Here is a 24,927-nt window from a genome sequence, read left to right as displayed (position 1 = left end):
GCGAGGTTTCAGCCGGACAGGGGCAGGGCGAAATTGCCCAATGCACAGCGCATGATGGCCAGCAGCGACTGGGTCGTTGGTTCCTGCTCGCTGCCTTTATGGCGGATGACGCCATAAGTCAGGCGCACCGCCGGTTCCCAGTTCCGCACGACAAGATCTTCGGTGGGATAGGCCGTCGGGCTGAAAGGGTCGCAAATGGCGACTCCGGCTCCCGCCAGGGCCAGCCGGCAGCAGGTGTTGGCCGAAGACGATTCGATGTCCGCCGCGATCTGATGGCCTTCACGTTCCAGAATCGTGTCGATACGCGAGCGCAGCAATTGCCGGCTGGGCAGGATCAGGCGCTGACCGGTCAGGTCTGCGGGGCTGATCATGGGCTTCCCTGCCAGCGGGTGGTCGCGATGCATGACGGCCACGGCGCGGGTGTCCAGAAGGGGTTCGGCCAGCAGGGCCGAGTTGGATGACGGCAAGAGTGCAAAGGCCAGGTCAATCTCTTGCCTGGCAGCCCAATCCTCGATTTCGACCCGCGAACGCGCCTCCAGCGCGATCTGGATGTCGGGGTTTTTCAGCGTGAATCGCGACAGCCCCGAGGTGAAGGGCAGGCTGTTCAGCACCGGCGGCGTCGCGGCAATGCGAATGCGCCGGCGTCCATGACCTGCAATGTCGCGCGCGATTGCCCCCAGGTTGTCCAGCCCGGAAATCGTCGCCTCGATCGCCTTGAAAAATTCCACTCCGTTTGGCGTCGGACTGACCGGCGTGCCGCTGCGTCGGTCAAACAGCTTGATCTGCAAGGCGTTTTCCAGCGCCGTCAACTGCTTGCTGATGGTCGGCTGGCTGAGGTTCAGCCGCTCTGACGCGGCTGTCAGGCTGCCTCCCATCATCACGGCATGAAAGGCGCGAAGCTGGCGCAGGCCGACACGATTGCTCATCTTTGCCCTCAAAGTTTCCAAAACAGAAATTATAAGCGCAAATATATCATTATAGGCATGACTGCAATTCGCGCTAGAGACCTGCAACCACGAACAGGAGGCACGGATGACAGCCAAGAAACCGAACGTACTGCTGATTTGCACCGATCACTGGGCGGCCGAGCATTTGGGCTTTGCGGGCAATCCTGCGATCATCACGCCGGGGCTGAACGAGATTTCCGCCGTCGGCACGCGCTTTTCCAATGCCTATTCCGAATGCCCGGTCTGCATCCCGGCGCGACGCACGCTGATGACGGGGCAGGTGCCGCGCAGCCATGGCGACAGGGTGTTCAATGACCAGTTGAACATGCCTGATGTGACCACCATGGCCCAGGCCTTCCGCGATGCCGGCTATCAGGCCGATGCCGTGGGCAAGCTGCATGTTCATCCGCAGCGCGACCGTATCGGCTTTGATTCCGTTCTGCTGGACGATGAGGGTCGTCCGCAGTGGGGCACATTGGACGACTACGATATCTATCTTGGCGATCAAGGGCTTGCCGGACGTCAGTTCGACCATGGCATGTCCAACAACCAGTATAACTGGCGGCCCTGGCATCTGGACGAACAGCATCACGCGACATCCTGGGCGGGCCGGATGATGGCACGCACGATCAAGCGGCGTGACCCCACGAAACCGGCTTTCTGGTATCTGGGCTTCCGCCATCCGCATCCGCCGCTGGTGCCGCCGCAGGCCTTTGTCGATCTGTATCGCGATGTCGAGATCGACCCGCCCTATGTCGGGGACTGGGCTCGCGATCCGGCGCGGCGTCCCTTTGCGATCCAGGCTCAGCTCAGCCGCACCAACCTGTATTCGGAACAGCAGTTGCTGGCCGCGAAAAAGGCTTTCTACGCGCTGTGCACACAGATCGACTATCAGATCCGCTATCTGATCGGCACGCTGCGGCTTGAGGGCATTCTGGACGACACCATCATCATGTTCACCTCGGATCACGGTGACATGCTGGGCAATCACGATATGGCAGCCAAGCGCATCTTCTATGAAAGCAGCGCCAATATTCCGATGATCCTGATGGCAAACAAGGGCAACCCCAAGGCCCGCGAAGGCGTGGTGGATGACCGCCTCGTCGGCTTTGCCGATGTCATGCCGACGCTTCTGGATCTGTGCGACATTCCGGTTCCCGAGACCGTGGACGGGATATCCATGGTGGGTGATGAAAAGCGCGACTTCATCTATGGCGAATGTGGCGAGGATGACCACGCCAGCCGGATGATCCGCGATGAGCGCTACAAGCTGGTCTACTACCCGACGGGCAATCACAGCCAGCTGTTCGACCTGATCGACGACCCCCATGAGATGACCGATCTGGCGACCGATCCGGCCCATGCCGCAACGTTGAAACGGCTGCAGGATCTGCTGATCGGCCAGATGTATGGCGTCGATCTGGATTGGATCAGGGACGGCGCACTGATTGGCAAGCCCGATCGTGAATACAAATGGGCCCCTCATCGCAGCCTGAATTCGCAGCGCGGCGACGGATGGCCGCCATCGCCCAAGGTGGACATCATCCAGATCGAATGGTCGCGCGAACGCGACGAAGTGACAAACAACTGAAACTTCAGGGAGGAACGGGAATGAAGATTTCAAGGCTTCTGAGCGGCGCGGCATTGATTGCCGCCACCGCAGGAACCGCGGCACTGGCCGAATATCCGGAAAAGCCCATCGAGGTCATCGTGCCTTTCGGGGCTGGCAGCAATTCGGACACGTCGGGTCGGTTGCTGATCAACGCCATGCGCAAGGCGATGGATGCCGATCTGGTGCCGATCAACGTGGATGGGGCCGGCGGCACCATCGGGATTGCCCAGATGGCGCGGTCGAAACCGGATGGATACCGCATCGGCTATGCGCCGATTGCCACGGTGACGGTTCAACCCAACCTGCGCCCGCTGCCTTATGACGAGACCAGCCTGGCACCGGTTTGCATGGTGGCGGACAATCCGACCGCAATTTCGGTGGCCCCGGACAGCCCATACAACTCGATTCAGGAGCTGATAGACGCGGCCAGGGCCGGGGAACAGATCATCGCGGTGGGTGGTGCCCCCGGATCCATGCCCCATATCACCCAGGCGGCGCTGGCAAATGCCTATGGCGTGACATTCACCTATCTGCCCGCAGGTGGTGGCGGCAAGGCGGCCACGGCATTATTGGGCGGCGAGGCCACGCTTGCGGCGGATGCGGCGGCCATGGTGTCGCAATATGATCTGAAGGCCCTGGCAATCGCCTCGGCTGAACGGACGGACATGCTGCCCGATGTGCCGACCCTGGCGGAACTGGGCCACGATGTATCGCTGTCGGTCTGGTTCGGGTTGTTCGCGCCAAAGGACACGCCGGTTGAAGTGCTGGACCAGCTGTCCAGCGCCTGCGGGCGCGCGGTCGAGGACCCGGATTTCGTCAAGGGCATGACTGCAGCCAATTACACCCTGCGCTATCTGGATCGCACTGCCTTCGCCGACTTCTATGAACAGGAATACGCGCGCAGCCGCGAATTGCTGCCCACCATCGGGGTCAAAGCCAGGGACTGAGCAAAAGCAACACGGGGGAGGGCATCCATGAAACGGTTGGTGAATTCGGACACGCTGCTGGGCGGTTTCTTTGCGCTGGCAGCAGTGATCCTGCTGCGCAACAGCTATCATAGCAGCAGCAATGTATTCCTGCTGCCCGGGGATGCCCCGCCCTTTCTGGTGGCGCAGCTGGCCCTCTATGCGGCTCTGGCGCTCTCACTGGCAATCCTGATCAAGGGCATCCTGCGCGGTGGTGTTCAGATCGGCGAAACGAGATGGGGTCCGGCTTGCCTGATGGTGCTGTTGCTGGTGGTGACGGTGCTGTTGTTTCAGGCCGCAGGCTATCTGCTGATCGTACCACTGGCGGTTCTGCTGTGCTGCCTGATCCTTGGATATCGCAAGCCAGTGCCGTTGATCGGATTGGCCATGGGCGTGCCGGTGGCAACCTATCTGCTGTTGGTCAAATTCGCCGCGCTGCCCTTGCCGACCATTCCCGGGCTGGAGTTCTGAGTCATGGATTTTACGTCTCTTGCCGCAGCATTCGGTATGCAGGCCGATCTGACCACGCTTGCAATCATGTTTCTGGCGACCTTCCTTGGCATGATCGTGGGGGCTCTGCCAGGACTGGGCACGGTGACGGCATTGGCCATCGTCCTGCCCTTTACCTTTGTTCTCGGCCCGACACAGGCCATCGGGATGCTGACCGCGATCTATGTCAGCTCGGTCTATGGCGGATCGATCCCCGCCATTCTGATCAATGTGCCGGGAACCCCGCAATCGGCGGCAACGGTGCTGGACGGCTATCCAATGGCGCAATCGGGCAAGGCGGCCGAGGCACTGGGCTGGGTGACGGTTTCCTCTGCCATCGGCGGCGTCTTCTCGATGGTGGTGCTGATGTTCCTGGCCCCGCAGCTGGCCCAGGTCGCGGTCAAATTCGGCTCGATCGAGACCTTCGCCCTGATCGTCTTTTCGCTGACCACCATCGCCTGGGTTTCGGCCGGCAATCCGCTCAAGGGGCTGCTGGCGGGGCTGATCGGGATCGTTCTGTCGACGGTCGGGATCGATGCGCTCAGCGGGGCCGAGCGTTTCACATTTGGCAACTTCGAATTGTCCGCAGGCCTGCATGTGGTGCCGATCCTGATCGGGCTGTTCGCCCTGTCCGAGGTCTTTGCAGCCGCTGCGCAACCGGTCGCGGGGGTCACGGGAAAGGTGATCTCGGCCGGTTTCAAGGTTGCGCCATGGCGGGAATGGAAGGCCGTGCGCAAGACAATGCTGCGCAGTTCGCTGATCGGGACGTTCCTGGGCATTCTGCCCGGCGTCGGGGCGACAGCCGCGTCGCTGATCGGATATGCGCAGGCGCGTTCCTCGGCCAGAACTCCCGAAACCTTCGGCAAGGGCAATCCGGAAGGCATCGTGGCCTCCGAGGCCGCCAATAACGCTGTCACCGGTGGTGCGCTGGTGCCGACGCTGGCCCTGGGCATTCCTGGTGATGCAGCCACAGCGGTCATGCTGGGCGCCCTGGTCGTGCATGGCATCACGCCGGGCGTGAACCTGTTCCAGGGCAGCCCGGATCTGGTGAATTTCGTCTTCGTGGCCCTGCTCGTTGCGAACGTGATGATGCTGATCGTGGGGGCTCTGGCCGCGCAGATGTTCAGCCGGGTGTTGAAACTGCCCCATGCGCTGATCATGGGCGGCGTTCTGGCGCTGGCATTGGCGGGGTCCTATGTCACGCGCTTCAGCATGATTGATCTGTGGGTGACCCTGCTTGCCGGTGTCCTTGGGCTGTTGCTGCGCTTTGCCCATGTGCCGCTGGCGCCCATCGTGATCGGCTTCATCCTTGGACAGCCCTTCGAGGAGAGCCTGCGCAAGGGGCTGATCATCACCGACATGCAGCCGCTGCGTTTTCTGGCCAGCCCGATTGTCGATCTGTTCTTTGCAATCACGCTGGCGGTGATTGTCTGGCCGCTGATCGCCAAGGCGCGCGCCGCACGAAACTGATTGCGGTGGCGCGGCTTCTGCGGCGCCCCGATCATCACACACAGAATGGAGAAAGACAGCATGTCCAGGAATATTGGAGTGATCGGGCTTGGCTCGATGGGATATGGAATTGCGGCTTCGGCATTGCGCGCCGGTCTGCGGGTCTGGGGCGCGGATATCAATCAGACCCAGGTGGAACGTCTGCGTGGGGAAGGAGCAGAAGCTTCTGACATGGCCGAGGCCGCGCTGGACGCGGTGGCCGTGGTGGTGCTGAACGCCGCCCAGACCGAGGCCGTGCTGTTTGGCGAAAATGGCATTGTGCCGCATCTGCGTCCCGGGGCGGTGGTGCTGTCCTGCGCCACGGTGCCGCCGGAATTTGCAAGGAAGATGGCCGCGCGTTGCGCCGAAGCCGAGGTTCTGTATCTGGACGCCCCGATCTCGGGCGGGTCGGTGAAGGCTGCGAATGGACAGCTGTCGATCATGGCGTCGGGCAGCGCCGCTGCTTTTGATGCCGCCCGCCCCCTGCTGGAGGCCATCGCCGAAACCGTGTTCGAATTGGGCGACCAGGTCGGAGCCGGATCGGCGATGAAGGCGGTGAACCAGCTTCTGGCCGGGGTCCATATCGCTGCCATGGCCGAGGCCCTGACCTTCGGCATGACCCAGGGCGTCGCACCGGAAAAATTCGTCGAGGTGATCAGCAAATGCGCGGGCACCAGCTGGATGCTGGAAAACCGCGCGCCCCATGTCGTTGCAGGCGATTATACACCCCACAGCTCGGTCAATATCTGGCCCAAGGATCTGGGTATCGTGCTGGATATTGCCAGATCTTCCAGCTTCAGCGCGCCTCTGACCGCGGCGGCATTGCAGCAGTTCCTCGCTGCAGCCGGAATGGGGCTGGGCGGCGAAGACGATGCCGCCGTTGCCAAGGTCTATGCCCGCAATGCCGGTCTGACCCTGCCGGGCGAAGGCTAGCCCGGAACGACCCGGCGCCAGGAGTGCGGGAAACAAAGGATATCGACGGATGACAGTTGTACTTGGTTGCATAGCGGATGATTTCACGGGGGCGACGGATCTTGCCGGCTTGTTGGCACGCTCTGGGGTGCGGGTGCGTCTGCATATGGGTCTGCCATCGGAAGAGGCGGGCGGAGATGTCGCGCCATTCGAGGTGATTGCGCTGAAGACACGAACCCTGCCGGTGGGTGAAGCCGTCGAGCAGGCGCGGGCGGCGGCGGACTGGCTGCGCGCGGCGGGGGCGCAGCGGTTCTTCTGGAAATACTGTTCGACCTTCGATTCCACGCCGCAGGGCAATATCGGCCCCGTGGCCCAGGCGCTGATGGCCGATCTGGGCGCGTCGCAGACGATCTATTGCCCGGCTTTCCCGGAAAACGGCCGGCGGGTATTCATGGGCAATCTGTTCGTGGGGCGTCAGCCGCTGGCAGAAAGCCCGATGCGTGACCACCCGCTGACTCCGATGCGCGACAGCGATCTGACGCGGCTGCTGGCCCCTCAGGTCGCGGGGCCGGTCGGGCTGGTCGAACATCCGGTGGTAGAAGCTGGCCCGCAGGCGATCCGTGCGGCCTTGGTCGCCCTGGCCGAGGCAGGCCGGGCGCATGTGGTAATCGATGCTATCCGCGATGGTGACCTGACGGCCATTGCCACGGCCTGTCGCGACATGGCGCTGATCAGCGGCGGCTCGGCGCTGGCAATGGCACTGCCGGGGCTGTATCTGGCCAATGGCACGCTGGCGGCAGATGCACCCCGGCTGGTGCCGCCGCAACTGGACAAGGGGGCGGTGGTGCTCTCGGGCAGTTGCTCGGCCATGACCAACCGACAGGTGGCGCACTATCTGCAAGGCGGCGCGCCGGGGCTGCGCTTGGACCCGCTGGAGTTGGCGCAAAACGGCCCAAGGGCGGCGCTTGACTGGCTGGGGGCGCAGGACCTGTCGCGCGCGCCGATCCTTTATGCGACGGCCGATCCGCAGTCTGTCCGCGCCGCGCAAGAGCATCTGGGCGTGGCCCGCGCCGGCGAGATCGTGGAAGAGGCGCTGGCCGCCTGTGCGGTCGCGGCGCGTGATCGCGGGGCGCAGCGCATCGTCGTGGCGGGGGGTGAAACCTCGGGTGCGGTGACGCGCGCGCTTGGCGTGTCGCGCATGGACGTCGGGGCGGAAATCGCGCCGGGGGTGCCCTGGTGCTTTGGTCGCTCGGCCGGACAGGATGTTGCACTGACGCTGAAATCGGGAAATTTCGGCGCGGAGAGCTTCTTTTCCGATGCGCTGGAAAGGTTGCAGCCATGAGCGAGAATGCGCTGCGAGAGCAAATCTGTCTATTGGCAAAATCCATGTTTGATCGCGGACTTACCGGAGGTTCTTCGGGTAATGTCTCGGCCCGCACCGAGGATGGCGGGCTGCTGGTCAGCCCGACCGGCACCAGCTTCGGCCGGCTGGATCCCGCACGGCTGAGCCGGTTCGACGCCACGGGCCGCCAGATCGGGGGCGATCCGCCGACCAAGGAGATGCCGCTGCACAGCGCCTTTTACGACACGCGGTCCACGGCGGGGGCGGTCGTGCATCTGCACAGCTGCCATTCGGTCGCCCTGTCGATGTTGCCCGAAGTGGACCCTGACAATTTCCTGCCACCGATGACGCCCTATGGGATCATGAAGCTGGGCAAGGTGAAGCTGCTGCCCTTCTTCCTGCCCGGCGATCCGGCCATGGGGCAGGCGGTGCGCGGCCTGGCGGGCAAGCGTTCAGCCGTGATGCTGGCCAATCACGGCCCGGTCGTCGCCGCCCGCGATGTCGAGGCCGCCTGCAATGCCATCGAAGAACTGGAAGACACCGCCCGCCTGGCCATCATGACCCGTGGCATGAACCCCAACATGCTGACCCAGAACCAGATCAAGAATCTGGTTACAACCTTCAATGTCGAGTGGGACTGATGAAATTTTCTGCAAATCTGGGCTTTCTGTGGAATGACCTGTGCCTGCCTGACGCCATCCGCGCGGCAAAGGCTGCAGGGTTCGATGCGGTGGAATGCCATTGGCCCTATGACGTTCCAGCCGCCGAGGTTCGCGCGGCACTGGAGGAAACAGGTCTTCCGATGCTGGGATTGAACACCCGGCGGGGCGATGTCGGGGCAGGGGACAACGGGCTGTCGGCCCTGACCGGGCGCGAGGTCGAGGCCCGCGCCGCCATCACCGAGGCCATCGCCTATGCCCGCGCCACGCAGACCCGGGCAGTGCATGTCATGGCGGGATATTCGGCCGGACCCGAGGCCCATGCCAGCTTTGTCGCGAACCTGCGCTTTGCCTGCGCCGAGGCCGCACCCCATGGCATCACCATCCTGATCGAACCGCTGAATCGCCATGACGCGCCGGGCTACTTCCTGCAAACCACCGAGCAGGCACGGGCAATCATCGCCGAGGTGGATCATCCCGCGCTGCGGCTGATGTTCGATTGCTATCACGTGCAGATCATGGAGGGCGACCTGACCCGTCGCCTGACGGATCTGCAGCCCCTGATCGGCCACATCCAGTTTGCTTCGGTCCCAGATCGCGGCGCCCCGGACCATGGCGAGGTCGATTACGCGGACATCTTCGCGACCATTGCGGCATTGGGCTATGACCTTGCGCTTGGCGCGGAATACAAGCCGGTTGGAAAGACGGAAAATACCCTTGGCTGGCTTGACCTCACTCGCAGATCGACCCAGAAGGCGCCCTGAATACCTCCCGCCCGCCTGATCCCGATCACGGAACGCGCCCTGCGCGCGGCCTTTCATCAGCAAGAGCCAGCCGCCATGCCCCATAAACGTCACGGACTCAGCTTTCCCGCCCGGCTTGGCTGGCTGCGACGAAGGCTGTTTGCCCGTGGCGGCGAAGTCGGGTTTCTGGTGTTGGCGGTGACCGCGGGGGTGCTGGCGGGCTGCGTGGTCAGTCTGATCCGCTTCCTGTCGCATCTGCTGCACAGCCAGCTGTATGGGGTCGCCTTTTCGACAGGGCTGAGTGGCTCGGATCTGCGGCGCAACTGGCTGCTTATAGCGGTGCCCGTTGCCGGGGGGCTGCTGACCTCGCTGATCCTCAGCCTGCGGCGGCGACGCGGCGGGATCGTCGACCCGATCGAGGCGAATGCGCTGTATGGCGGGCGGATGTCACTGGCCGACAGCATCTGGGTCACATTGCAGAATCTGGCCTCGAACGGCTTTGGCCTGTCGGCCGGGCTGGAGGCCGCCTATACGCAGCTGTCCTCGGGACTGGCCTCGAAACTGGGCCTGAAGATGAAGCTGCGCCGCGAAGACATGCGCGTGCTGATCGGCTGTGGATCGGCGGGGGCCATTGCCGCGGCCTTTGGTGCGCCGCTGACCGGCGCCTTCTATGCCTTCGAGTTGATCATCGGAACCTATAGCGCGGTATCTCTGGCACCGGTCATCGCGGCAGCCATTGCCGCGACCCTTGTTTCGCAGGCGCTGTCGGGCAAGTCCTTTACCATCGAGATCGGGCAGGTCGGGGCCATATCGCCCGGTGATTTCCTGCCGGCGCTGGGGCTTGGCGCCTGTTGTGCCCTGTTGGGCATCCTGGTGATGATGACCGTCGTGCGGACCGAGCGTCTGGCATCGGCCAGTGGCATTCCGTCATGGCTGCGCCCGGCATTGGGCGGGATTCTGGTCGGTGGACTGGCCTTCGTCACGCCACAGGTCCTGTCGGCGGGGCATGGCGCCATGCATATCAATCTGGAAAACGAAATTCCCTGGACGGCACTGCTGATCCTGTTCGCACTCAAGGCACTTGGCTCGGCCATCACCATTGGCTCGGGTTTTCGGGGTGGCCTGTTCTTTGCCTCGCTGCTGCTGGGTGCGCTGATCGGCAAGGCGGCAGCCGTGCCGCTGGAATGGCTGGCGCCGGGCATGTTGTCACCCACCGCCATGGCCGTGATCGGCATGACCGCCTTTGGCGTGGCGGTGATCGGCGGGCCTTTGGCCATGACCTTTCTGGCATTGGAACTGACCGGCGAGTTTCCGATTACCGCCCTTGCGCTGGCGGCGGCGATCACCTCCTCCATGGTGGTGCGCCAGACCTTTGGCTATTCGTTCACGACCTGGCGCTTTCATCTGCGGGGGCAATCGATCCGCAGCGCCCATGACGTAGGCTGGATCCGCAACCTGACCGTCGGCCGGTTGATGCGGCGTGATGTCCGCACGGCGTCGGCGGATATGAGCATCGATGAATTCCGGGCTGCATTCCCCCTGGGCTCGACCCAACGGGTCATCATCACCGACGACAAGGGGGGCTATTGCGCGATGGTGCAGGTGGCCGAGGTTCATGCCGATCAGGATGCAGCGGAACCCAAACAGGACCTGTCCGAATTCTTCCACCATCAGACCGATGTGCTTTTGCCGGGCATGAACGCCCGACAGGCGGCGGGGCTGTTCGAGGCAAGCCATTCGGAATCCCTTGCAGTGGTCAGCGACCGGATCGAACGGCGCGTGATCGGACAGCTGAGCGAAGCACATACGCTGCGCAGATACAGCGAAGAGCTGGACAAGCAACGCCGCGACATCACCGGCTCGGGCGAATAACGCCCGCGTCCTTCATGCTGCGCGGCTTTCACGCCAGAGGCGTGAATGGCCGCTATTATCATGCAATCCGGAACCGTTCCGACGAAACTGACCCCGACCTGCTTTGGTCGGGTCAGCACATTCGCGCGATACAAGCAGTTTTTGGCCGGGATGGGCTTGTCCGGGGATGAAACGCTTGCAACAATTGATCACATGTTCAATTAATATGTGACCCCATGGAGGACACTGGCGATCTGGCCGGTGATGGGAAGAGGGAGGATATGATGGTCGAGGAAATCAACCGGGGCGACGCCCTGGGTATAGCGCCGGTCCGGGGCCTTGCTCATGTGAAGGGGAGGACAGACAGCCCGCTGATCGAAGAGACGATCCCCCAGTTGCTGGCCAGTACGGTTCAACGCTGGCCCGAAGGCGATGCCGTGGTCTTCAGCGACGAGGGAATCCGCTGGAACTGGACGGAATTTTCCGCGCAGGTCGACCGTCTTGCCCTGGGATTTCTGCGCCTTGGGCTGGGACATGGCGACCGGTTGGGGATCTGGGCGCCCAATTGTTCGGCATGGCTGTTGTCGCAATTCGCCACGGCGCGGATCGGGGTCATCCTGGTCAATATCAATCCCGCCTATCGCCTGCACGAACTGGAATACGCGCTGCGCAAGACCGGCTGTCGCGCGCTGGTTCTGGCCGATCGCTTCAAGCATTCCGACTATGTCGGGATGATCAACCAGCTGTTGCCTCAGCTTGCAACCTCGCGCCCCGGACAGCTGGAAGCGGACAAGCTGCCGGATCTGCGCCATGTCATCACCTTTGGCGAAGAAACCCATGACGGCTGCCATAGCTTTGAAGGCGTGCAGGCGATGGGGACAGATGGCGACAGGGCAGAGCTGGACGCGATCACCGCGACGCTTGACGTCAATGATCCGATCAATATCCAGTTCACCTCGGGCACGACGGGTGCGCCCAAAGGGGCAACGCTGACGCATCGCAATATCGTCAACAACGCAAACTTCGTCACCGCGGCGATGAAGACCACGGAAAAGGACCGGATCTGCATTCCGGTGCCCTTCTACCATTGCTTTGGCATGGTCATGGGCACGCTTGGCTGCGTGACCAAAGGCGCCACCATTGTCGTTCCCGCTGCCGGTTTCGATGCCGCCGCGACCCTGACCTGTGTTTCGACCGAGCGCTGCACCGCGCTCTATGGTGTGCCGACGATGTTCGTGGCGATGCTGGAGCATTCCGAATTCGCACGACATGACCTGTCGTCTCTGCGCACCGGGATCATGGCCGGCGCACCATGCCCGATCGAGGTGATGAAACAGGTGCAGTCGAAAATGCACATGTCCGAGGTGACCATCGCCTATGGCATGACCGAGACCAGCCCGGTGTCATTCCAGTCCGATACCGATACACCCCTGGAAAAGCGTGTGGCGTCGGTCGGACGGATCCAGCCTCATCTGGAGGTGCGGATCGCCCGTGAAGACGGCACCACCGCCAATGTGGGCGAACAGGGGCAACTGCTGACCCGGGGCTATTCGGTCATGTCCGGCTATTGGAATGATGAAGAACAGACGGCCGCCGCGATTGATGGCGATGGCTGGATGCATACCGGCGATCTGGCCCGCATCGATGCCGAGGGATATTGCAATATCACCGGACGGGTGAAGGACATGATCCTGCGCGGGGGCGAGAACATCTATCCGCGTGAAATCGAGGAATTCCTCTATACCCATCCCGATGTCAGCCAGGTGCAGGTCTTCGGCATTCCCGATCCGAAGTTCGGAGAGATCGTCGCCGCCTGGATCGTGCCCCGGCCCGGCTGCTCCCCGACCGAAGAGGACCTGCGCGAATTCTGTCGCGACCAGATCGCCCATTTCAAGATCCCGGCGGTGATCCGCTTCAAGTCCGAACTGCCGATGACGGTTTCGGGCAAGCCGCAGAAATTCGTGATGCGCGATGCCATGATCGAGGAACTGGGGCTGGAGGTCGCCCAGACCGCCTAAGGGGGCGACTTGACCTTCCAGTTGCTGGAATGTTTATCATCAGGGTCTGAAAGGAACCCTGATGAATATCGGCACAGTGTCACGGGCCTGCGGATTGCCCGACAAGACCATTCGCTACTACGAGGAGATCGGACTGATCCACCCGGCGCGGGGGGCCAATGGCTATCGCGATTTCAGTGATCGGGATCTGCACAAGCTGACCTTTCTGGCTCGTGCCAGATCGCTTGGTTTCTCGATCGAGGACTGTCGCACGCTGATGTCGCTCTACGAGGACCATGCCCGCGCCAGTGCCGATGTCAAAATGCTGGCGCAGGATCATATCCGGCGCATCGAGGAAAAGGTGGCCAAGCTGCTGTCGATGCGCGACACGCTGAATGATCTGGTCACGCATTGCCACGGCGATTCCCGGCCCGATTGCCCGATTCTGGACGATCTGGCCGGAGGGGCTTCGGCATCAGGACGCTAGCGGCGCGTTCCCAAGCCCGCGAATGCGCCGGGAAGCGCGCGCCGCCATCGGTCTGCGGATGATCAGTTGCCGCCGGTCTCGCGCTGGATCAACTCCTTGTAGAGCTGCCGGATGCGCTGGATCATCGGCCTTTCGCCATTGCCGATGGTCTTGCCGTCAATCGAGGCCACCGGGGTCTGAGCGCCGAAGGTGCCGGTCAGAAATGCCTCGTCGGCACCATAGGCCTCGTAGAGCGAGAAGTTCTTTTCGAACACCGGAATGTCATTGGCGCGGCACAGGTCGATGACCTTCTGGCGCGTGATGCCATTCATGCAGTAATCGCCGGTCGAGGTCCAAACTTCGCCACGCCGCACGATGAAGAAGTTGCAGGCATTGGTCGTGTTGACGAAACCATGCGGGTCCAGCATCAGGGCCTCATCGGCACCGGCAGCCTCGGCCTGAAGGCAGGCGATGATGCAGTTCAGCTTGGAATGGCTGTTCAGCTTGGGATCCTGACTGGTCGGCAGACCGCGCACCTGTGCCACGGTGGCCAGACGGATGCCGGCCGATTGCAGGCTGTCGACGGGCTTGGAATGCTCCAGGATCATCACCACGGTCGGTCCCGAACGGCTGAGCCCGGGATGCTGGAAAGGCTTGTCCTTCTTGCCGCGGGTGCACATCAGACGACAATGCACATCGGTGGTCATGCCATTGGCCGCAGCGGTCCGGTTCAGTGCATCCAGGATTTCCTCCTTGGTCATCCCGACGTCCAGCGAGACGGTTTTGCAGGAATTGAAGAACCGGTCCATATGTTCGTCGAAGAAGGCCCATTTGCCATTGTACAGCCGCAGACCTTCCCACATGCCGTCTCCCAGCATGAAGCCGGAATCATAGACCGAGACCTTGGCCTCGTCGCGATGCACGATCTCGCCGTTGACATAGATCTTGATGTCATTGTTGCGCGCGTCTTCGGATGCTTCATGCGTCGTATGACTGGGGGTCGTGGCGTTCATCTGGAAACCTGTGCTTCTGATCATGGTCTGGGGCGGCCCGACCGTCGCGCCGCCCGGATTTCTATGCTACATCCAGCCGCGTTCGCGGTAGTAGCGGATGGCCCCTTCATGCAGCGGCGCAATATTGCCCTTGGTGACCATGTCCTGTTCCTGCAGATGCGCAAAGGCGGGATGCAGTTTCTTGAACCGGTCAAAATTCTCGAAGATCGCCTTGACGACCTGGTAGACAGCTTCGTCGCTGGTGTCGGTCGAGGTGACAAAGGTCGCCAGCGGACCATAGCTGTTGATGTCCTCATCCTGGCCCTTGTACATGCCGGCCGGGATCTGGGCCTTTTCGTAATAGGGGGTCTCATCCACCAGCTTGTCGATCTCGGGACCGTCGATCTGCAGGAAGACCGTGTCGCATGAGACGGTGGCCTCGGTGATATTGCCCACGGGATGGCCAGCCGAGAACATCATTGCGTCGATCTTGTTGTCGCAAAGCGCGGCGGATTGTTCGTTCGATTTCAGCTCGGATGTCAGCGAGAATTCGTCGGGATCAATGCCCTTGGTGCTCAACAGCACTTCCGCCGTGGCACGCGAGCCTGATCCCGGGTTGCCGATGTTCACGCGATGGCCGGGCAGGTCATCCAATGTGCGGATTCCGGAATCCGCACGGGCGACAACGGTGACCACGTCGGGATGGGCCGAGAACACCGCCCGCAGTTTCTCGTTCGGACCGTATTCCTCGAAGGCACTGCTGCCGTTCACGGCGTGAAACTGCCAATCCGACTGCACGACGCCGAAGTTGAAATCACCTTCACGGATGCCGTTGAGATTGGCGATCGAACCGCCGGTTGCCGCGGCGGTGCAGCGGAAATCATGGTCGGCGCTGTTGCGATTGACCAATTGGCAGACCGATTGCCCGACGACATAGTAAATGCCGGTCTGTCCAGCCGTGCCGATCGTGATGAACTCTTCGGCAGCCGCTGACTGTGCGCTCAGCGCAAGGCCCAGGGCCGCAACCGCTGCGAATTTTCTGGAAACGAACATGAAATCTCCTGTCGGTTCGGGTCGCGCCTGTGGCGCGTCATTGAGAGGCTTTCGAGCCTGATCGCGGCCTCTGCCCCGCAGGATAGTTTTTTGAATGTCGGATTGTCAACAATCCTATAATATGAATGTTTGCCTTTCCTTTTTGAGTGGTTCAAATTCGGGCAGGGCTGATCGCGAACGGAGCACGATTGATGAACGAAGACCTGTCGCTGAAACCGGTGGATGACGGCACGGTGCGCCGCCGCATCACCCAGCAGCTGACGAACCATATTGTCAGCGGTGGTTTTTCACCGGGTCAGAAGCTGACCGAGCAGCAATTGGCGGCCTCCTTGCAGGTCAGCCGGGGGCCGCTGCGCGAGGCGGTGCGCGAACTGGCCGAGCTGGGATTGCTGATCAGTGTTCCTTATCGGGGCCTGTTCGTGCGCAGCATTTCGCGCCAGGATCTGGAAGAGCTGTATTCCCTGCGAACAAGGCTGGAGAGTTTTGCCTTCGAATTGCTGTGGGATCTCCGCACACCCGAGGCCCTGGATGATCTGCGGCGGCGCCATGTCGCGCTGAACCGCACCATCGAAGAGGGCGCGGACAGTTTGCGCGCCATCGAGGAGGAGCTGTATCTGCACAATTGGTGCTTTGAGCTATGCGGCCACAATCTGTTGCGGCGCACATGGGAGGGCATGCGTCCACATGTGAATTTCTATTTCTCGCTGCATCAGAAGGCCCATGATCGCAAGGGGCCGCTGCGTGCCTCACATGATGTCTATGTCAGACTGGCCTGCGGCGATGACCTTGCGGCAATGCTGGATCATCTGAAGGATCACATGCGGCAGGGGCTGGCACGCACGATCGAGGAGCTGTCCTCGGATCTGCCAGTGACATGAAACCGGCCCCGCCTTCTCAGGCGGGATCCGTGAAGGGCCATGTACCAGCCGGGCGGTGCAGGTTCGGCAAGCGGGACAGGTGCTGGCAGACTGCTCCCTCTGTCAATGCCATGACCTGCCGACGCGGCAGGGCACGCAAATCGGGCGAGAGATAGCCCGATTTGACCACCAGCAGCGAGAATCCGTCGAGGGACAGGCCCAAGGCGGTGAAGTCATCAAGATTGTGGAAAGGGCGCCGCCGTCGGGTCACGACGATTGCAAGGTCATGGCAGGTCATGACGGCGCAGTCATCCACCAGTCTGCAGTCATGGACCTTCAGCGTGACCCTTGGTCCGCCGCCACCCAGTCCACCGCCCAGAGCGACCTCGGTTGCGCCCTCGGTCAGTTGGCGATGAATGGCAGGATCCGCAATGCCCGCGACCAGAACCGGGCCAAGATCACGTCCCTGCAAGGCTGCCAGAACGTCGGCGCGGTCCCCGACCCCGCCAGCGGTCGGGTTGTCGCCGCTGTCGGCAAGGATGGCGGGCTGCCCGGCGACAAGATCCAATGCCTCTTCCAGCGGGGCGGCCTCATTGTCAAAGACCAGCTCGTCCCGCGCGGCACGATAAGAGGCCGCAATCCTTGCGGCCACCCTGCGCCCGGCCTGCGGATCCGTTGCTGTCACCACTGCGGCGGCGGTCGCGCGGGGGCTGTCGGCCCAGACATAGCCGATCATCAGATTGGAATCGCAGATCCCGGGCTGACGGTCGAACTCTGGCAAGGCGGCATAAAGCCGGTCGCAGGGGGCGACGAAGGTCGAAGACATTTCCCCCGAGACGAGAATCGGCACGGCTTCACGATAGACGGCGGGTCGTGTGCCCGTGTTCAGCGCATCGGCCAGCATCCCGGCAGCGCGCGCCCATGTTTCGGGGGTGTCGATATGGGGTGCGGTGCGAAAGGCCGCGAAGGCATCCAGCCCGTCGCAGATCTTCCGGGTGATCTGGCCATGCAGGTCAAAGGCCGCCGAGATGATCGCATCAGGACCAACGATGTTCCGTATCTCGGTGATGAACTCGCCCTCGGGGTCTTCGATCCCCGGCACGAACATCGCCCCATGCATCAGCAGCAAGACCCCGTCCAGCGGCATTGCGGCGCGCAGACGCTGCATGAATTCATCACGCATTGCGGCGAATGTCTCGACCGCAACAGGTCCGCCCGGAACCGCGCGATCATGGAACAGCGGCAGAGCGATCAGCCCGTGACCGGAAAAATCAAAGGGGACCGAGCGTGTCAGCGCCTCGCCCTCGGTCCGGGTAAAATCCGCCGCGACCTGCTCCAGCGGCGAATAGCTGGAGCATTCGGTGTGCAGCCCGCCGATCGCGATCCGCTTCATAGCTGCGGCACCAGCCGCGAGAGCGCAAAGAAGCGCGGCGCGGATTTTTCTGCAGGCGGGGTCCAGGCTGACTCGGCCACCGCAGCAAGCCGGGGAAAGGCGATGGCATTGATGCGTTCGACATCATGCAGATATTCGCACCAGATCGCCGCCTGCACACCCAGCAGCCGTCCGGGGCCATCAGGCAGGCCATCACTGACTTCATGGGCATAGCTGGCCTCGGGCGTAGACACACCGGCCCAAGAGATGCCGCGCGCATCCCAGCCCTCGGATTCGACCATGTCGAGATAATAGGCCTGCCCGGGTGTCGCCACGACGTCATAGCCCTTCTCGATCAGTTCGGCGGTCTTTTCCTTGGTGCGCCAGGCAAACATCACCGCGCTGTCGGCGGCGATCCCGCCACCTTCCGCAGCTTCGTCCCAGACACCGATCCGGCGGCCCTTTGCCTTCAGATGTGCCTGCACGTGACGCAGAAAATGCGCCTGCAGTTCATGCGTGGTGGTCAGCCCGTGTTTCCGGGCAAAATCCTGCGCTGCCGGAGATTGCGCCCATGCCGAAATGTCCACTTCATCGGCGCCAACATGAATGATGTCACCGGGAAACAGCGCGCGGGCCTCGTCCAACAGAGTTTCGGCAACCTCATAAGATTTGGCGATGCCGGGATTCAGCGCATTATTCGTGAAGCCCTGAACCGAGCGATAGCTGCATTCGGGCTCGTCAGGATCGCGCAGGCCGGGGACCGAGGCCAGCAATGAGGCCGCATGGCCCGGCATCTCGACCTCGGGCATGACGAAGATTCCCAGGTCGCGACCATGTTTCAGCACGGTTGCGATGTCATTGGCGCTATAGGCGCCGCTTTGCCCGTTCGGCCCGTCACCATATTGCGGCGGCATCGGCGCGCCGCGCGCCCGGGTTGCGCCAATGGTGCCCAGTTCAGGATAGGCTTTCGACGGAATCCGCCAGCCCTCATCATCGGTCAGATGCCAATGCAGCCGGTTCATCCGCAGCCATGCCATGATATCCATCAGGCGCAGGTTGACAGACACCGGAAAGAAATTCCGGGCCACATCGAACATCAGACCGCGCCATCCAAAGCGCGGCGCATCAGAAATCTCGCCCGACGCGGGAAAGCGATACCGTGGATCGGTGCCGGCAGCATGGGCCATCTGCGCCAATGCGATCAATCCGTGGCGTCGACCGTCGTCGCAGCCATGGGTCAGGATGATCCGGTCGCCGAATGTCAGGCGATAGCCCTCGGCGGGGATGGTATCATCCTGCCGCAGTTCAACCGCCGTTCCTCCAGTTGCGGGTTGCAGCCCCATGACGGTCGGGGCGGTCGGAAACAGGCGGGCATGAAGCCGGGCAACCTGCAGGAAGGGACGCGGATCGCTGGTCGGAGTGGGATAGAGGCGCGGCAGGATTTCGCACCAGCCGTCAATACGGGCCTCGGCTGGCCAGGGCAGCAGGCCAAGCGGACTTTCCGCATGACCTTCGGGCCAGATCTTTCCTGCGCCGCGTGGCAGGACATCTTCGGTCAGAAGATCCTCTATGGTTACGGTCAGAATATCGCCGCTGTCAGTTTCGACCCAGGCGGTGATGATCCCCTGGCTGCGGTTTGCGGCCCCATAGATCAACCCGGAAAGCCGCAGTTCCCAGACGCCCAGTGCCGGCAAGATGGCCCGATCAGGAATGATTTCGACATAGCTGCCGAAATTGCGCGCCACTTTGCCGCCCGTGACGACAGAGGTTTCGTCGATGCGCCCCAGCGAGGTGTAGCAGAAGCGCGCGACATTCACCGGAGTGGTGCCAAGATTGCCAAGGCGGAAATGAAAGCTGCCCTTCGTGCCATGCGGCGCAGAGGACCAGCTTTGCGTCAGATGCAGGCTCATGCGATATCCAATGTGTCGAATTCCTCGGTCAGAATGTTCAGATCAGTCAGGGCGCAGCCGATGTGCAGCGCAGGCGCGGGCAGCCCGATGACCTTGCGGGGCGTGTCACTGACCATGGCCAGCGCCTCAGACAAAGGCAGACCCACATGGCGCACCAGATTGGCCAGGGTCCGGACAAGGTCGATATGGGCCCCCGCCAGGGATCCCTCGGCATTGATCAGGGCATTGTCGCGCACCGTGATCGTCTGGCCGTAAAGCGTGAAGTGATCCGGCCCGCCAACCGTGGCCATGGCATCCGAGACAGCGAAGGTCAGGCCGGGGGCAGGGCGGGCACGCAGGGCAATGCGCACCATGTCCCAGCTGACATGGATGCCGTCGACAATGATCCCCGCATGGGCATGCGAGTTCAGCGCCGCCCCCAGCACACCGGGTTCGCGCGAGGTCATCGGCGGCATGGCATTGTAAAGATGCGTGAAACAGGACAGCCCGCGCTTCAGCGCGGCGCGGGTTTCCTCGGCCGTTGCCTTGGTATGACCCGCTGACACCACTGCCTTGCTGGCCACCAGACGGTCCAGCAGTGCGGGATCCGCCAGTTCGGGGGCCAGTGTGATCATGACCGGCAGCCCGGCCCCGCGCAGGCGCTCCACCAGGATGACGGTTTTCTCGTCCAGCGGACGGATCTTGCTGGCATCATGGGTTCCGCGCCGCTCGGGAGCGATATGGGGGCCTTCGATATGAAGCCCCGCAAGCCCCGGCTCACCCCGGGTTTCAAGCGCGGCCTCGGCAGCGGCTTCGATCACGTCATGGCTGTCGGTGATGACGGTGGGCAGGATCGTGCCGGTGCCGCAGCGCCGATGCGCCGCCGCAATGGCCCGCAGCCCGTCAGCATTCGGCTGGCCGTTCACCATGACCCCGCCGCCCCCATTCACCTGCAGGTCGGTGAACAGCGGCGCGACCAGAGCCGCATGCAGATCCGGGGTGTCGGTTCCCAGAGGGCGAATATCGCTGACCCGCCCTGCGGTGATTTCCAGCCCCATGTTCCGAAGCAATGCGCCATCGCGCCACAGCGCGTCGGTTGCCAACAACATCAGCAGCTCTTTCCGTAATAGGGCAGCAGGGCCCGTTGCACATGCGCGACCAACAGTGACCCTGCAAAGTCGAGAGGCAGCGCCTCGGCCCGCGCGACGGTTTCCTCGGCAAGATACTGTGTCACAAGTGGCATCGGTGGTCGGGCGGCGTTGAGGCGGTCACGCAGTTGCTGCACCGCGGTCGAAAGATCCGGACGCGCCCAGTAATAGCGGATCCGATCGGCCAGGCCGAAATGACGCATCAGGCGCTGATGGTCCGAGCTGCCGTGATAATGGCTTTTCCAATAGCCGTCGGATTGCGTCATCACGCTCTCGGCAAGCTCCGAGATATGATTGCCGCCGTTCAGCCATTGGTCGATATGTGACAGCGCATACAACGCCTCGCGCCATGCGAAGGTCAGGGCCGGTCCGACCTTGAGAATGGCGAAATTGCGCCGCGCCAGTTCCTCGAAGACCTGCGGATATTGATAGTCGGTCGAATGGGCCTCGAAGCACAGGTCGGGCCATGGCTCGAGAACCGCAGACAGATGATCGGGCGCAGAGATGTCGAAACGGTCCACATGCGCCGGTGCGAATTCCAGCCCCGGCTGGACCACCAGGCCACGCACCCGGTCGAATGCCGCCTGTTGGCCCGCTTCCGCAAATGCCTCACGATGGGCAATCAGAGTCGCGTTGGCGCGTTCCGGCGGCGTCGGAGCGATGCCTTCATCGTCATGGCGAGCGCCTCCGGGGGGCGGCACTTCGGTGCCGATGATATAGCGCAGCTGTGAGGGATCAGCCGCGGCCGCCTCGGCCACGCCGGCCAGTTCGGCTGCCCGCGCCGCGGCGGGGGCATCGGTCAGTGTCGCCGGTTCGCCGGCGCAACCCTCGGAACAATCCAGATGGATCTTGGTGAATCCCGCCTCGACATAGGCAGAGATCATGCTGCGCGCCTCGCGCATGGCATTTTCGGGCGGCTGGTCTTTCCAGGCTTGCGGGCCAAGATGATCGCCACCGAACATCAGCCTGTCCGGATCGGTTCCCAAGGTCGTGGCACGGCGGCGCAGCGCGGCAATGAAATCTGCCGGAGTCATGCCGGTATAGCCGCCCTGATGATTGACCTGATTTGATGTCGCCTCGACAAGCAGGGGCCGGTCCAGTTCTTCGGCCAGCAGCAGTGCCGCCGTCAGGACATCTGGATGGGCCGAACAGACCGAGGGCAGGGCAGCGCCATTCTGGGTGCGATTGGCACGGATGATCTTGTCTAAAGCTGTCATTGGTTCATCGCCAGCAAGGCGGCTCCTCTTGTGCCCGAGCTGTCGCCATGTTGCGCGCAGACGAGCTTTGGTCTTCGGGTATTGGCCAGCGCATGACGCGCAAGACCCTGTTCCAGACGCGGGACGACATCGGGCAGATTGGACAGGCCGCCACCCAGCACGATGCAGTCGGGGTCCAGCATCAATTGAATTGTCAGCAGGCATTCCCCGGCAATATCGGCCCAGATGTCAAAGACCTGTTGCGCATCACGGGCCACCAGTTCCGGGCCGTCGAGGCGTTCGCCCAGCACATGTCGGGCGATATTGCTCAGCCCGGTGCCCGACACGGCGGTCTCCATGCAGCCCATGCGACCGCAGCCGCAGCGCCACAGCGGCAGTTGGTGACGCGCCAGAGCCGAAGCGGGCAGGGCGATATGTCCGATCTCGATGGCCAGCCCGCCATGGCGATGGGGAAAGGCCCCGTCAACGCAATAGCCGCCGCCAACCCCGGTGCCCAGAATCAGCCCCATGACGCTGGTCGCGCCCGCACCGGCACCGCCGCGTGCCTCGGACAGGGCGAAGGCCATGCAATCATTGACCACCGGGCAGTCGCGGCCGATGCGTCGGATCAGGCTGTGGCGAATGGAATGGCCGGATGCCGGCAGATTGGCCGTAAACATGATCCCGCTGTCGGGGTCGATGATGCCGGGTGCCGCAATGCCGATCGGCAGTTCGGGCTGGCCGGCGCGCTCACATAGCCATGCGATCTGGGATTCCAGCCCCACCAGCATCTCCTCATAGCTGCCAAGGGGCGTCGGGATGCGGCGCAGATCCACCGTTTCGGCACCGGGCCCGTCAAAGAGCCGGGCCTCTATCTTGGTGCCGCCAAGGTCTATGCCACCACAGATCATTGTTGCCAGTCATACAATGTGACGCCAGAGACCACCCGGCTGAGATTGCGGCCCTGGAAGGGATCATCGACCGGCAGCCCCAGTTCCGCTGACCATTGCGCCGCGCGGATCTGGGCCGGCAGCACATGCAGGACCGCATCCACCCGCGCATCCCCGGTTCCGGTCACCGCGATATCACCACCACGTCCGATGGTCGTGACGCGAACATGCGGAAACTGGCTGCGGATTTCCTCGGCGACATCCAGATCATAGCGCGCCGTCTGGGGATCGGGGTGCAGGCTGACATAGACCTCGGTCTGGCCGTTGACTGCCGCCTTGGGTCCGTGGCGATAGCCAAGCGGGCTGTCCCATTGCGTCACTGTCCGTCCTGCGGTCAGCTCCAGAACCTTGAGCGCGCTTTCCCGCGCCATCGAGCGCAGCGCACCCGAACCAAGGAATACCGCCCGTTCCGGGCGCGGGGCACATGTATCCCCAGCCAAAGATCCGATCAGGCCGCGCGCCTCTTCGGCAAGCCGTGGAAGCAGTGCGGGGTCGAAATCGGTCAGACATGCCAGCGCCGAGAGCAACATCGTCGTGAAGCTGGATGTCATGGCAAAGCCGCGATCATGCGTGGCTTCGGGCAGGGTCAGAACCCGCATCTGCCCGGGGCCGGGGGCCGGGCGCGTCGCCAGCGCGCCATCGGGATTGCAGGTGATGTGCAGACGATCGATATCGGGCCGATGCTTGTCCAGCAACTCCATCACACCGATCGATTCCGAGCTGCTGCCCGAACGTCCGAACTGGACCACCAGAATCCGGCCCGAGGCGGTCAGGCAATCCTGCGGGCAGGATACGATATCGGTGCTGGCGCGATCTTCAAAGCGCAGATCGGATCGGCCCGCGGCAATGATCCCGCCGATGAAGGCCGAGGTTCCCGCACCGACCAGCCAGACCGTGTCGATGCCGCGCGCGGCAATCCAGTCGCGGATCTCGCGGCTTTGTGTCGCAAGGCTGTCAGCCCATGCCGCCCAGATGTCAGGCTGGGCGTGAATCTCGGCCCAGGTCGCGGTCTCGGGCAGTGTCGGCGTTGAAGTCATCTGATGTCCTGGTGGTTATGATCGTGGTTCCCTGAGCCTCAAGCGCGGAATATCGCGGATCATCCGCAGGCAGGTCGGTCACAAGAATATCGACCCGGGACATCCCGCAGATGCGGTGCAGGCTTGGTTTGTGAAACTTGGTGCTGTCGGCCAGAACGATGACCCGGCGGGCCGCCCCCAGCATGAAGCGGGTGTTATGGGCCTCATCCTCCTGAAAGGTGGACAACCCGTGATCCGCATCGATCGAGGCGGCGCCCATGACGAAAGTGTCGAAATGCATCTGGCCGATGCTGGTTTCGACCATGCGCCCGGTCATCGACATGGCATTGCTGCGAATCCGCCCCCCCGTCAGCATCACCGTGTGCTGGCCATGGGCCAGGGCATTCTGGGCCACCCAGATCCCCGTCGTCATGATCGTCATCGCCGGTGCGTCGCGCAACGCGGCGGCAAATATCTCGGCGGTAGAACCATTGTCGACCAGCAGGCTGCGGTCATCCCTGACAAGCTGCGCCGCGCGTCGGGCAATGGCCTGTTTGGCCTCGGCATTGGCCAGCCTTCGGTCACCGGCCAGAGGTTCGACAAATCCCTGCCGGCTGCCCGCCAGCCCCAGCGCAAGGTCGATGCGAAAATCCGACAGGCCCGCATAGCCGAAGACCTGGCAAAAGCGGATCAGAGTCGGCTCTGAGGTCTGCAGTTCGGCACAGATTTCCCGGCTGGTCTTGCGAATGAAGGCTTCGGGATTCTGCAATGCATAGGCGGCAATCCCTGCCAGTTTGGGGCTGAGGGTGGCACGCCGTTCGGAAATGGCGGCGACCAGGTCTGCTGGTGGGGTGCTGGAAGGCATATGCGCAAAACCTTAGTCAACCTAAATGCACGCTATGGAATCATTGTGGCAAAATAAACAAACCAACGCAACTGCTTTAGTTCACATAAAATTCCTTGCGTTTGAGTTTTGCTTTGCT

Annotated in this window: 23 protein-coding genes; 13 read left to right on the top strand and 10 right to left on the bottom strand. The window is 62.6% G+C overall.

Going from position 1 to position 24,927, the window contains the following annotated elements:
- Window positions 1-8: 8 nt before the first annotated feature.
- Window positions 9-926: a LysR family transcriptional regulator gene (locus tag JHW44_RS18950; RefSeq protein ID WP_089344068.1), complete on the bottom strand. Its 918-nt coding sequence runs from the start codon at window positions 924-926 to the stop codon at window positions 9-11.
- A 106-nt stretch (window positions 927-1,032) separates the two neighbouring features.
- Here JHW44_RS18950 and JHW44_RS18945 point away from each other — a divergent pair, with 106 nt between their 5' ends.
- The 12 genes from JHW44_RS18945 (at window position 1,033) to cueR (ending at window position 13,492) form a co-directional block, all read left to right on the top strand.
- A complete protein-coding gene (locus JHW44_RS18945; RefSeq protein ID WP_089344067.1) occupies window positions 1,033-2,538 on the top strand; it encodes a sulfatase-like hydrolase/transferase in 1,506 nt (501 codons plus the stop codon).
- A gap of 20 nt (window positions 2,539-2,558) precedes the next feature.
- A complete protein-coding gene (locus tag JHW44_RS18940; RefSeq protein ID WP_179217690.1) occupies window positions 2,559-3,506 on the top strand; it encodes a tripartite tricarboxylate transporter substrate binding protein in 948 nt (315 codons plus the stop codon).
- Window positions 3,507-3,533: 27 nt separating this feature from the next.
- Window positions 3,534-3,995 carry a hypothetical protein gene (locus JHW44_RS18935; protein ID WP_089344065.1) on the top strand — a complete coding sequence of 154 codons (462 nt, stop codon included), beginning with the start codon at window positions 3,534-3,536 and terminating at the stop codon, window positions 3,993-3,995.
- 3 nt (window positions 3,996-3,998) lie between these two features.
- Window positions 3,999-5,483: a tripartite tricarboxylate transporter permease gene (locus tag JHW44_RS18930; RefSeq protein ID WP_089344064.1), complete on the top strand. Its 1,485-nt coding sequence runs from the start codon at window positions 3,999-4,001 to the stop codon at window positions 5,481-5,483.
- Between the two features lie 60 nt (window positions 5,484-5,543).
- Window positions 5,544-6,434, top strand: coding sequence for an L-threonate dehydrogenase (ltnD, locus tag JHW44_RS18925; RefSeq protein ID WP_089344189.1), 891 nt, complete (start codon window positions 5,544-5,546; stop codon window positions 6,432-6,434).
- Window positions 6,435-6,483: 49 nt separating this feature from the next.
- Entirely contained in the window at window positions 6,484-7,755 is a 1,272-nt protein-coding gene (gene otnK / locus JHW44_RS18920) for a 3-oxo-tetronate kinase (protein ID WP_089344063.1), read from the top strand.
- On the top strand, window positions 7,752-8,396 hold the full coding sequence (gene otnC, locus JHW44_RS18915) for a 3-oxo-tetronate 4-phosphate decarboxylase (RefSeq protein WP_089344062.1): 645 nt from the start codon (window positions 7,752-7,754) through the stop codon (window positions 8,394-8,396). The genes otnK and otnC overlap by 4 nt, the downstream gene beginning before the upstream one ends.
- Window positions 8,396-9,178, top strand: a complete 783-nt coding sequence (locus JHW44_RS18910; RefSeq protein WP_089344061.1) for a hydroxypyruvate isomerase family protein — start codon at window positions 8,396-8,398, stop codon at window positions 9,176-9,178. Before otnC ends, JHW44_RS18910 begins: the two co-directional genes overlap by 1 nt.
- A 75-nt stretch (window positions 9,179-9,253) precedes the next feature.
- Window positions 9,254-11,029 (top strand): chloride channel protein, encoded by a 1,776-nt coding sequence (locus JHW44_RS18905; RefSeq protein ID WP_089344060.1) that lies wholly within the window; start codon window positions 9,254-9,256, stop codon window positions 11,027-11,029.
- Window positions 11,030-11,074: 45 nt separating this feature from the next.
- Window positions 11,075-11,233, top strand: a complete 159-nt coding sequence (locus tag JHW44_RS18900) for a hypothetical protein (RefSeq protein ID WP_272850371.1) — start codon at window positions 11,075-11,077, stop codon at window positions 11,231-11,233.
- A 56-nt stretch (window positions 11,234-11,289) separates the two neighbouring features.
- Window positions 11,290-13,026 carry an AMP-binding protein gene (locus tag JHW44_RS18895; RefSeq protein WP_089344188.1) on the top strand — a complete coding sequence of 579 codons (1,737 nt, stop codon included), beginning with the start codon at window positions 11,290-11,292 and terminating at the stop codon, window positions 13,024-13,026.
- A gap of 61 nt (window positions 13,027-13,087) precedes the next feature.
- A complete protein-coding gene (gene cueR, locus JHW44_RS18890) occupies window positions 13,088-13,492 on the top strand; it encodes a Cu(I)-responsive transcriptional regulator (RefSeq protein WP_089344059.1) in 405 nt (134 codons plus the stop codon).
- Between the two features lie 62 nt (window positions 13,493-13,554).
- Here the strand turns inward: cueR and JHW44_RS18885 are convergent, their stop codons facing one another.
- Together JHW44_RS18885 and JHW44_RS18880 are read right to left on the bottom strand one after the other, a co-directional pair.
- Window positions 13,555-14,484, bottom strand: coding sequence for a D-amino acid aminotransferase (locus tag JHW44_RS18885; RefSeq protein ID WP_089344058.1), 930 nt, complete (start codon window positions 14,482-14,484; stop codon window positions 13,555-13,557).
- 66 nt (window positions 14,485-14,550) lie between these two features.
- On the bottom strand, window positions 14,551-15,516 hold the full coding sequence (locus JHW44_RS18880; protein ID WP_089344057.1) for a TAXI family TRAP transporter solute-binding subunit: 966 nt from the start codon (window positions 15,514-15,516) through the stop codon (window positions 14,551-14,553).
- A gap of 191 nt (window positions 15,517-15,707) precedes the next feature.
- Between JHW44_RS18880 and JHW44_RS18875 the strand changes: the two genes are divergently transcribed.
- Window positions 15,708-16,394: a GntR family transcriptional regulator gene (locus JHW44_RS18875; RefSeq protein ID WP_089344056.1), complete on the top strand. Its 687-nt coding sequence runs from the start codon at window positions 15,708-15,710 to the stop codon at window positions 16,392-16,394.
- A 16-nt stretch (window positions 16,395-16,410) separates the two neighbouring features.
- On the opposite strand, the gene JHW44_RS18870 is transcribed toward JHW44_RS18875, so the two are convergent.
- The 7 genes from JHW44_RS18870 to JHW44_RS18840 are packed head-to-tail and all read right to left on the bottom strand — an operon-like array spanning window position 16,411 to window position 24,809.
- The gene (locus JHW44_RS18870) at window positions 16,411-17,766 is read right to left on the bottom strand and encodes a M81 family metallopeptidase (RefSeq protein WP_089344055.1); all 1,356 of its coding nucleotides are present in this window, start codon (window positions 17,764-17,766) and stop codon (window positions 16,411-16,413) included.
- The gene (locus tag JHW44_RS18865; RefSeq protein ID WP_089344054.1) at window positions 17,763-19,655 is read right to left on the bottom strand and encodes a beta-N-acetylhexosaminidase; all 1,893 of its coding nucleotides are present in this window, start codon (window positions 19,653-19,655) and stop codon (window positions 17,763-17,765) included. The genes JHW44_RS18870 and JHW44_RS18865 overlap by 4 nt, the downstream gene beginning before the upstream one ends.
- Window positions 19,652-20,743, bottom strand: a complete 1,092-nt coding sequence (locus JHW44_RS18860) for an N-acetylglucosamine-6-phosphate deacetylase (protein WP_089344053.1) — start codon at window positions 20,741-20,743, stop codon at window positions 19,652-19,654. Before JHW44_RS18860 ends, JHW44_RS18865 begins: the two co-directional genes overlap by 4 nt.
- Window positions 20,743-21,999: a class II D-tagatose-bisphosphate aldolase non-catalytic subunit gene (locus JHW44_RS18855; RefSeq protein ID WP_089344052.1), complete on the bottom strand. Its 1,257-nt coding sequence runs from the start codon at window positions 21,997-21,999 to the stop codon at window positions 20,743-20,745. The genes JHW44_RS18860 and JHW44_RS18855 overlap by 1 nt, the downstream gene beginning before the upstream one ends.
- Window positions 21,996-22,889, bottom strand: coding sequence for an ROK family protein (locus JHW44_RS18850; RefSeq protein WP_179217689.1), 894 nt, complete (start codon window positions 22,887-22,889; stop codon window positions 21,996-21,998). The genes JHW44_RS18855 and JHW44_RS18850 overlap by 4 nt, the downstream gene beginning before the upstream one ends.
- Complete coding sequence (locus JHW44_RS18845; protein ID WP_089344050.1) at window positions 22,886-23,965, bottom strand: SIS domain-containing protein; 1,080 nt, start codon at window positions 23,963-23,965, stop codon at window positions 22,886-22,888. Before JHW44_RS18845 ends, JHW44_RS18850 begins: the two co-directional genes overlap by 4 nt.
- Window positions 23,904-24,809 (bottom strand): transcriptional regulator, encoded by a 906-nt coding sequence (locus tag JHW44_RS18840; protein ID WP_089344049.1) that lies wholly within the window; start codon window positions 24,807-24,809, stop codon window positions 23,904-23,906. The genes JHW44_RS18845 and JHW44_RS18840 overlap by 62 nt, the downstream gene beginning before the upstream one ends.
- Window positions 24,810-24,927 lie beyond the last annotated feature (118 nt).

The sequence above is a fragment of the Paracoccus seriniphilus genome, from assembly GCF_028553745.1.
GTDB lineage: Bacteria > Pseudomonadota > Alphaproteobacteria > Rhodobacterales > Rhodobacteraceae > Paracoccus > Paracoccus seriniphilus.
Note: the sequence above shows the minus strand (reverse complement) of the source record. Positions and strands in the feature narration are given on the sequence as shown.

Bases quoted from the DNA above. Each gene is read 5' to 3' on its own strand.
- JHW44_RS18940 (WP_179217690.1), top strand. From the start codon at position 2,559: ATGAAGATTTCAAGGCTTCTGAGCGGCGCGGCATTGATTGCCGCCACC.
- JHW44_RS18880 (WP_089344057.1), bottom strand. From the start codon at position 15,516: ATGTTCGTTTCCAGAAAATTCGCAGCGGTTGCGGCCCTGGGCCTTGCG.
- JHW44_RS18850 (WP_179217689.1), bottom strand. From the start codon at position 22,889: ATGATCTGTGGTGGCATAGACCTTGGCGGCACCAAGATAGAGGCCCGG.
- ltnD (WP_089344189.1), top strand. From the start codon at position 5,544: ATGTCCAGGAATATTGGAGTGATCGGGCTTGGCTCGATGGGATATGGA.
- otnC (WP_089344062.1), top strand. From the start codon at position 7,752: ATGAGCGAGAATGCGCTGCGAGAGCAAATCTGTCTATTGGCAAAATCC.
- JHW44_RS18885 (WP_089344058.1), bottom strand. From the start codon at position 14,484: ATGAACGCCACGACCCCCAGTCATACGACGCATGAAGCATCCGAAGAC.
- JHW44_RS18930 (WP_089344064.1), top strand. From the start codon at position 3,999: ATGGATTTTACGTCTCTTGCCGCAGCATTCGGTATGCAGGCCGATCTG.
- JHW44_RS18870 (WP_089344055.1), bottom strand. From the start codon at position 17,766: ATGAAGCGGATCGCGATCGGCGGGCTGCACACCGAATGCTCCAGCTAT.
- JHW44_RS18945 (WP_089344067.1), top strand. From the start codon at position 1,033: ATGACAGCCAAGAAACCGAACGTACTGCTGATTTGCACCGATCACTGG.
- JHW44_RS18855 (WP_089344052.1), bottom strand. From the start codon at position 21,999: ATGACAGCTTTAGACAAGATCATCCGTGCCAATCGCACCCAGAATGGC.
- cueR (WP_089344059.1), top strand. From the start codon at position 13,088: ATGAATATCGGCACAGTGTCACGGGCCTGCGGATTGCCCGACAAGACC.
- JHW44_RS18875 (WP_089344056.1), top strand. From the start codon at position 15,708: ATGAACGAAGACCTGTCGCTGAAACCGGTGGATGACGGCACGGTGCGC.
- JHW44_RS18935 (WP_089344065.1), top strand. From the start codon at position 3,534: ATGAAACGGTTGGTGAATTCGGACACGCTGCTGGGCGGTTTCTTTGCG.
- JHW44_RS18900 (WP_272850371.1), top strand. From the start codon at position 11,075: ATGGCCGCTATTATCATGCAATCCGGAACCGTTCCGACGAAACTGACC.
- otnK (WP_089344063.1), top strand. From the start codon at position 6,484: ATGACAGTTGTACTTGGTTGCATAGCGGATGATTTCACGGGGGCGACG.
- JHW44_RS18840 (WP_089344049.1), bottom strand. From the start codon at position 24,809: ATGCCTTCCAGCACCCCACCAGCAGACCTGGTCGCCGCCATTTCCGAA.
- JHW44_RS18910 (WP_089344061.1), top strand. From the start codon at position 8,396: ATGAAATTTTCTGCAAATCTGGGCTTTCTGTGGAATGACCTGTGCCTG.
- JHW44_RS18950 (WP_089344068.1), bottom strand. From the start codon at position 926: ATGAGCAATCGTGTCGGCCTGCGCCAGCTTCGCGCCTTTCATGCCGTG.
- JHW44_RS18865 (WP_089344054.1), bottom strand. From the start codon at position 19,655: ATGAGCCTGCATCTGACGCAAAGCTGGTCCTCTGCGCCGCATGGCACG.
- JHW44_RS18895 (WP_089344188.1), top strand. From the start codon at position 11,290: ATGATGGTCGAGGAAATCAACCGGGGCGACGCCCTGGGTATAGCGCCG.
- JHW44_RS18905 (WP_089344060.1), top strand. From the start codon at position 9,254: ATGCCCCATAAACGTCACGGACTCAGCTTTCCCGCCCGGCTTGGCTGG.
- JHW44_RS18845 (WP_089344050.1), bottom strand. From the start codon at position 23,965: ATGACTTCAACGCCGACACTGCCCGAGACCGCGACCTGGGCCGAGATT.
- JHW44_RS18860 (WP_089344053.1), bottom strand. From the start codon at position 20,743: ATGTTGTTGGCAACCGACGCGCTGTGGCGCGATGGCGCATTGCTTCGG.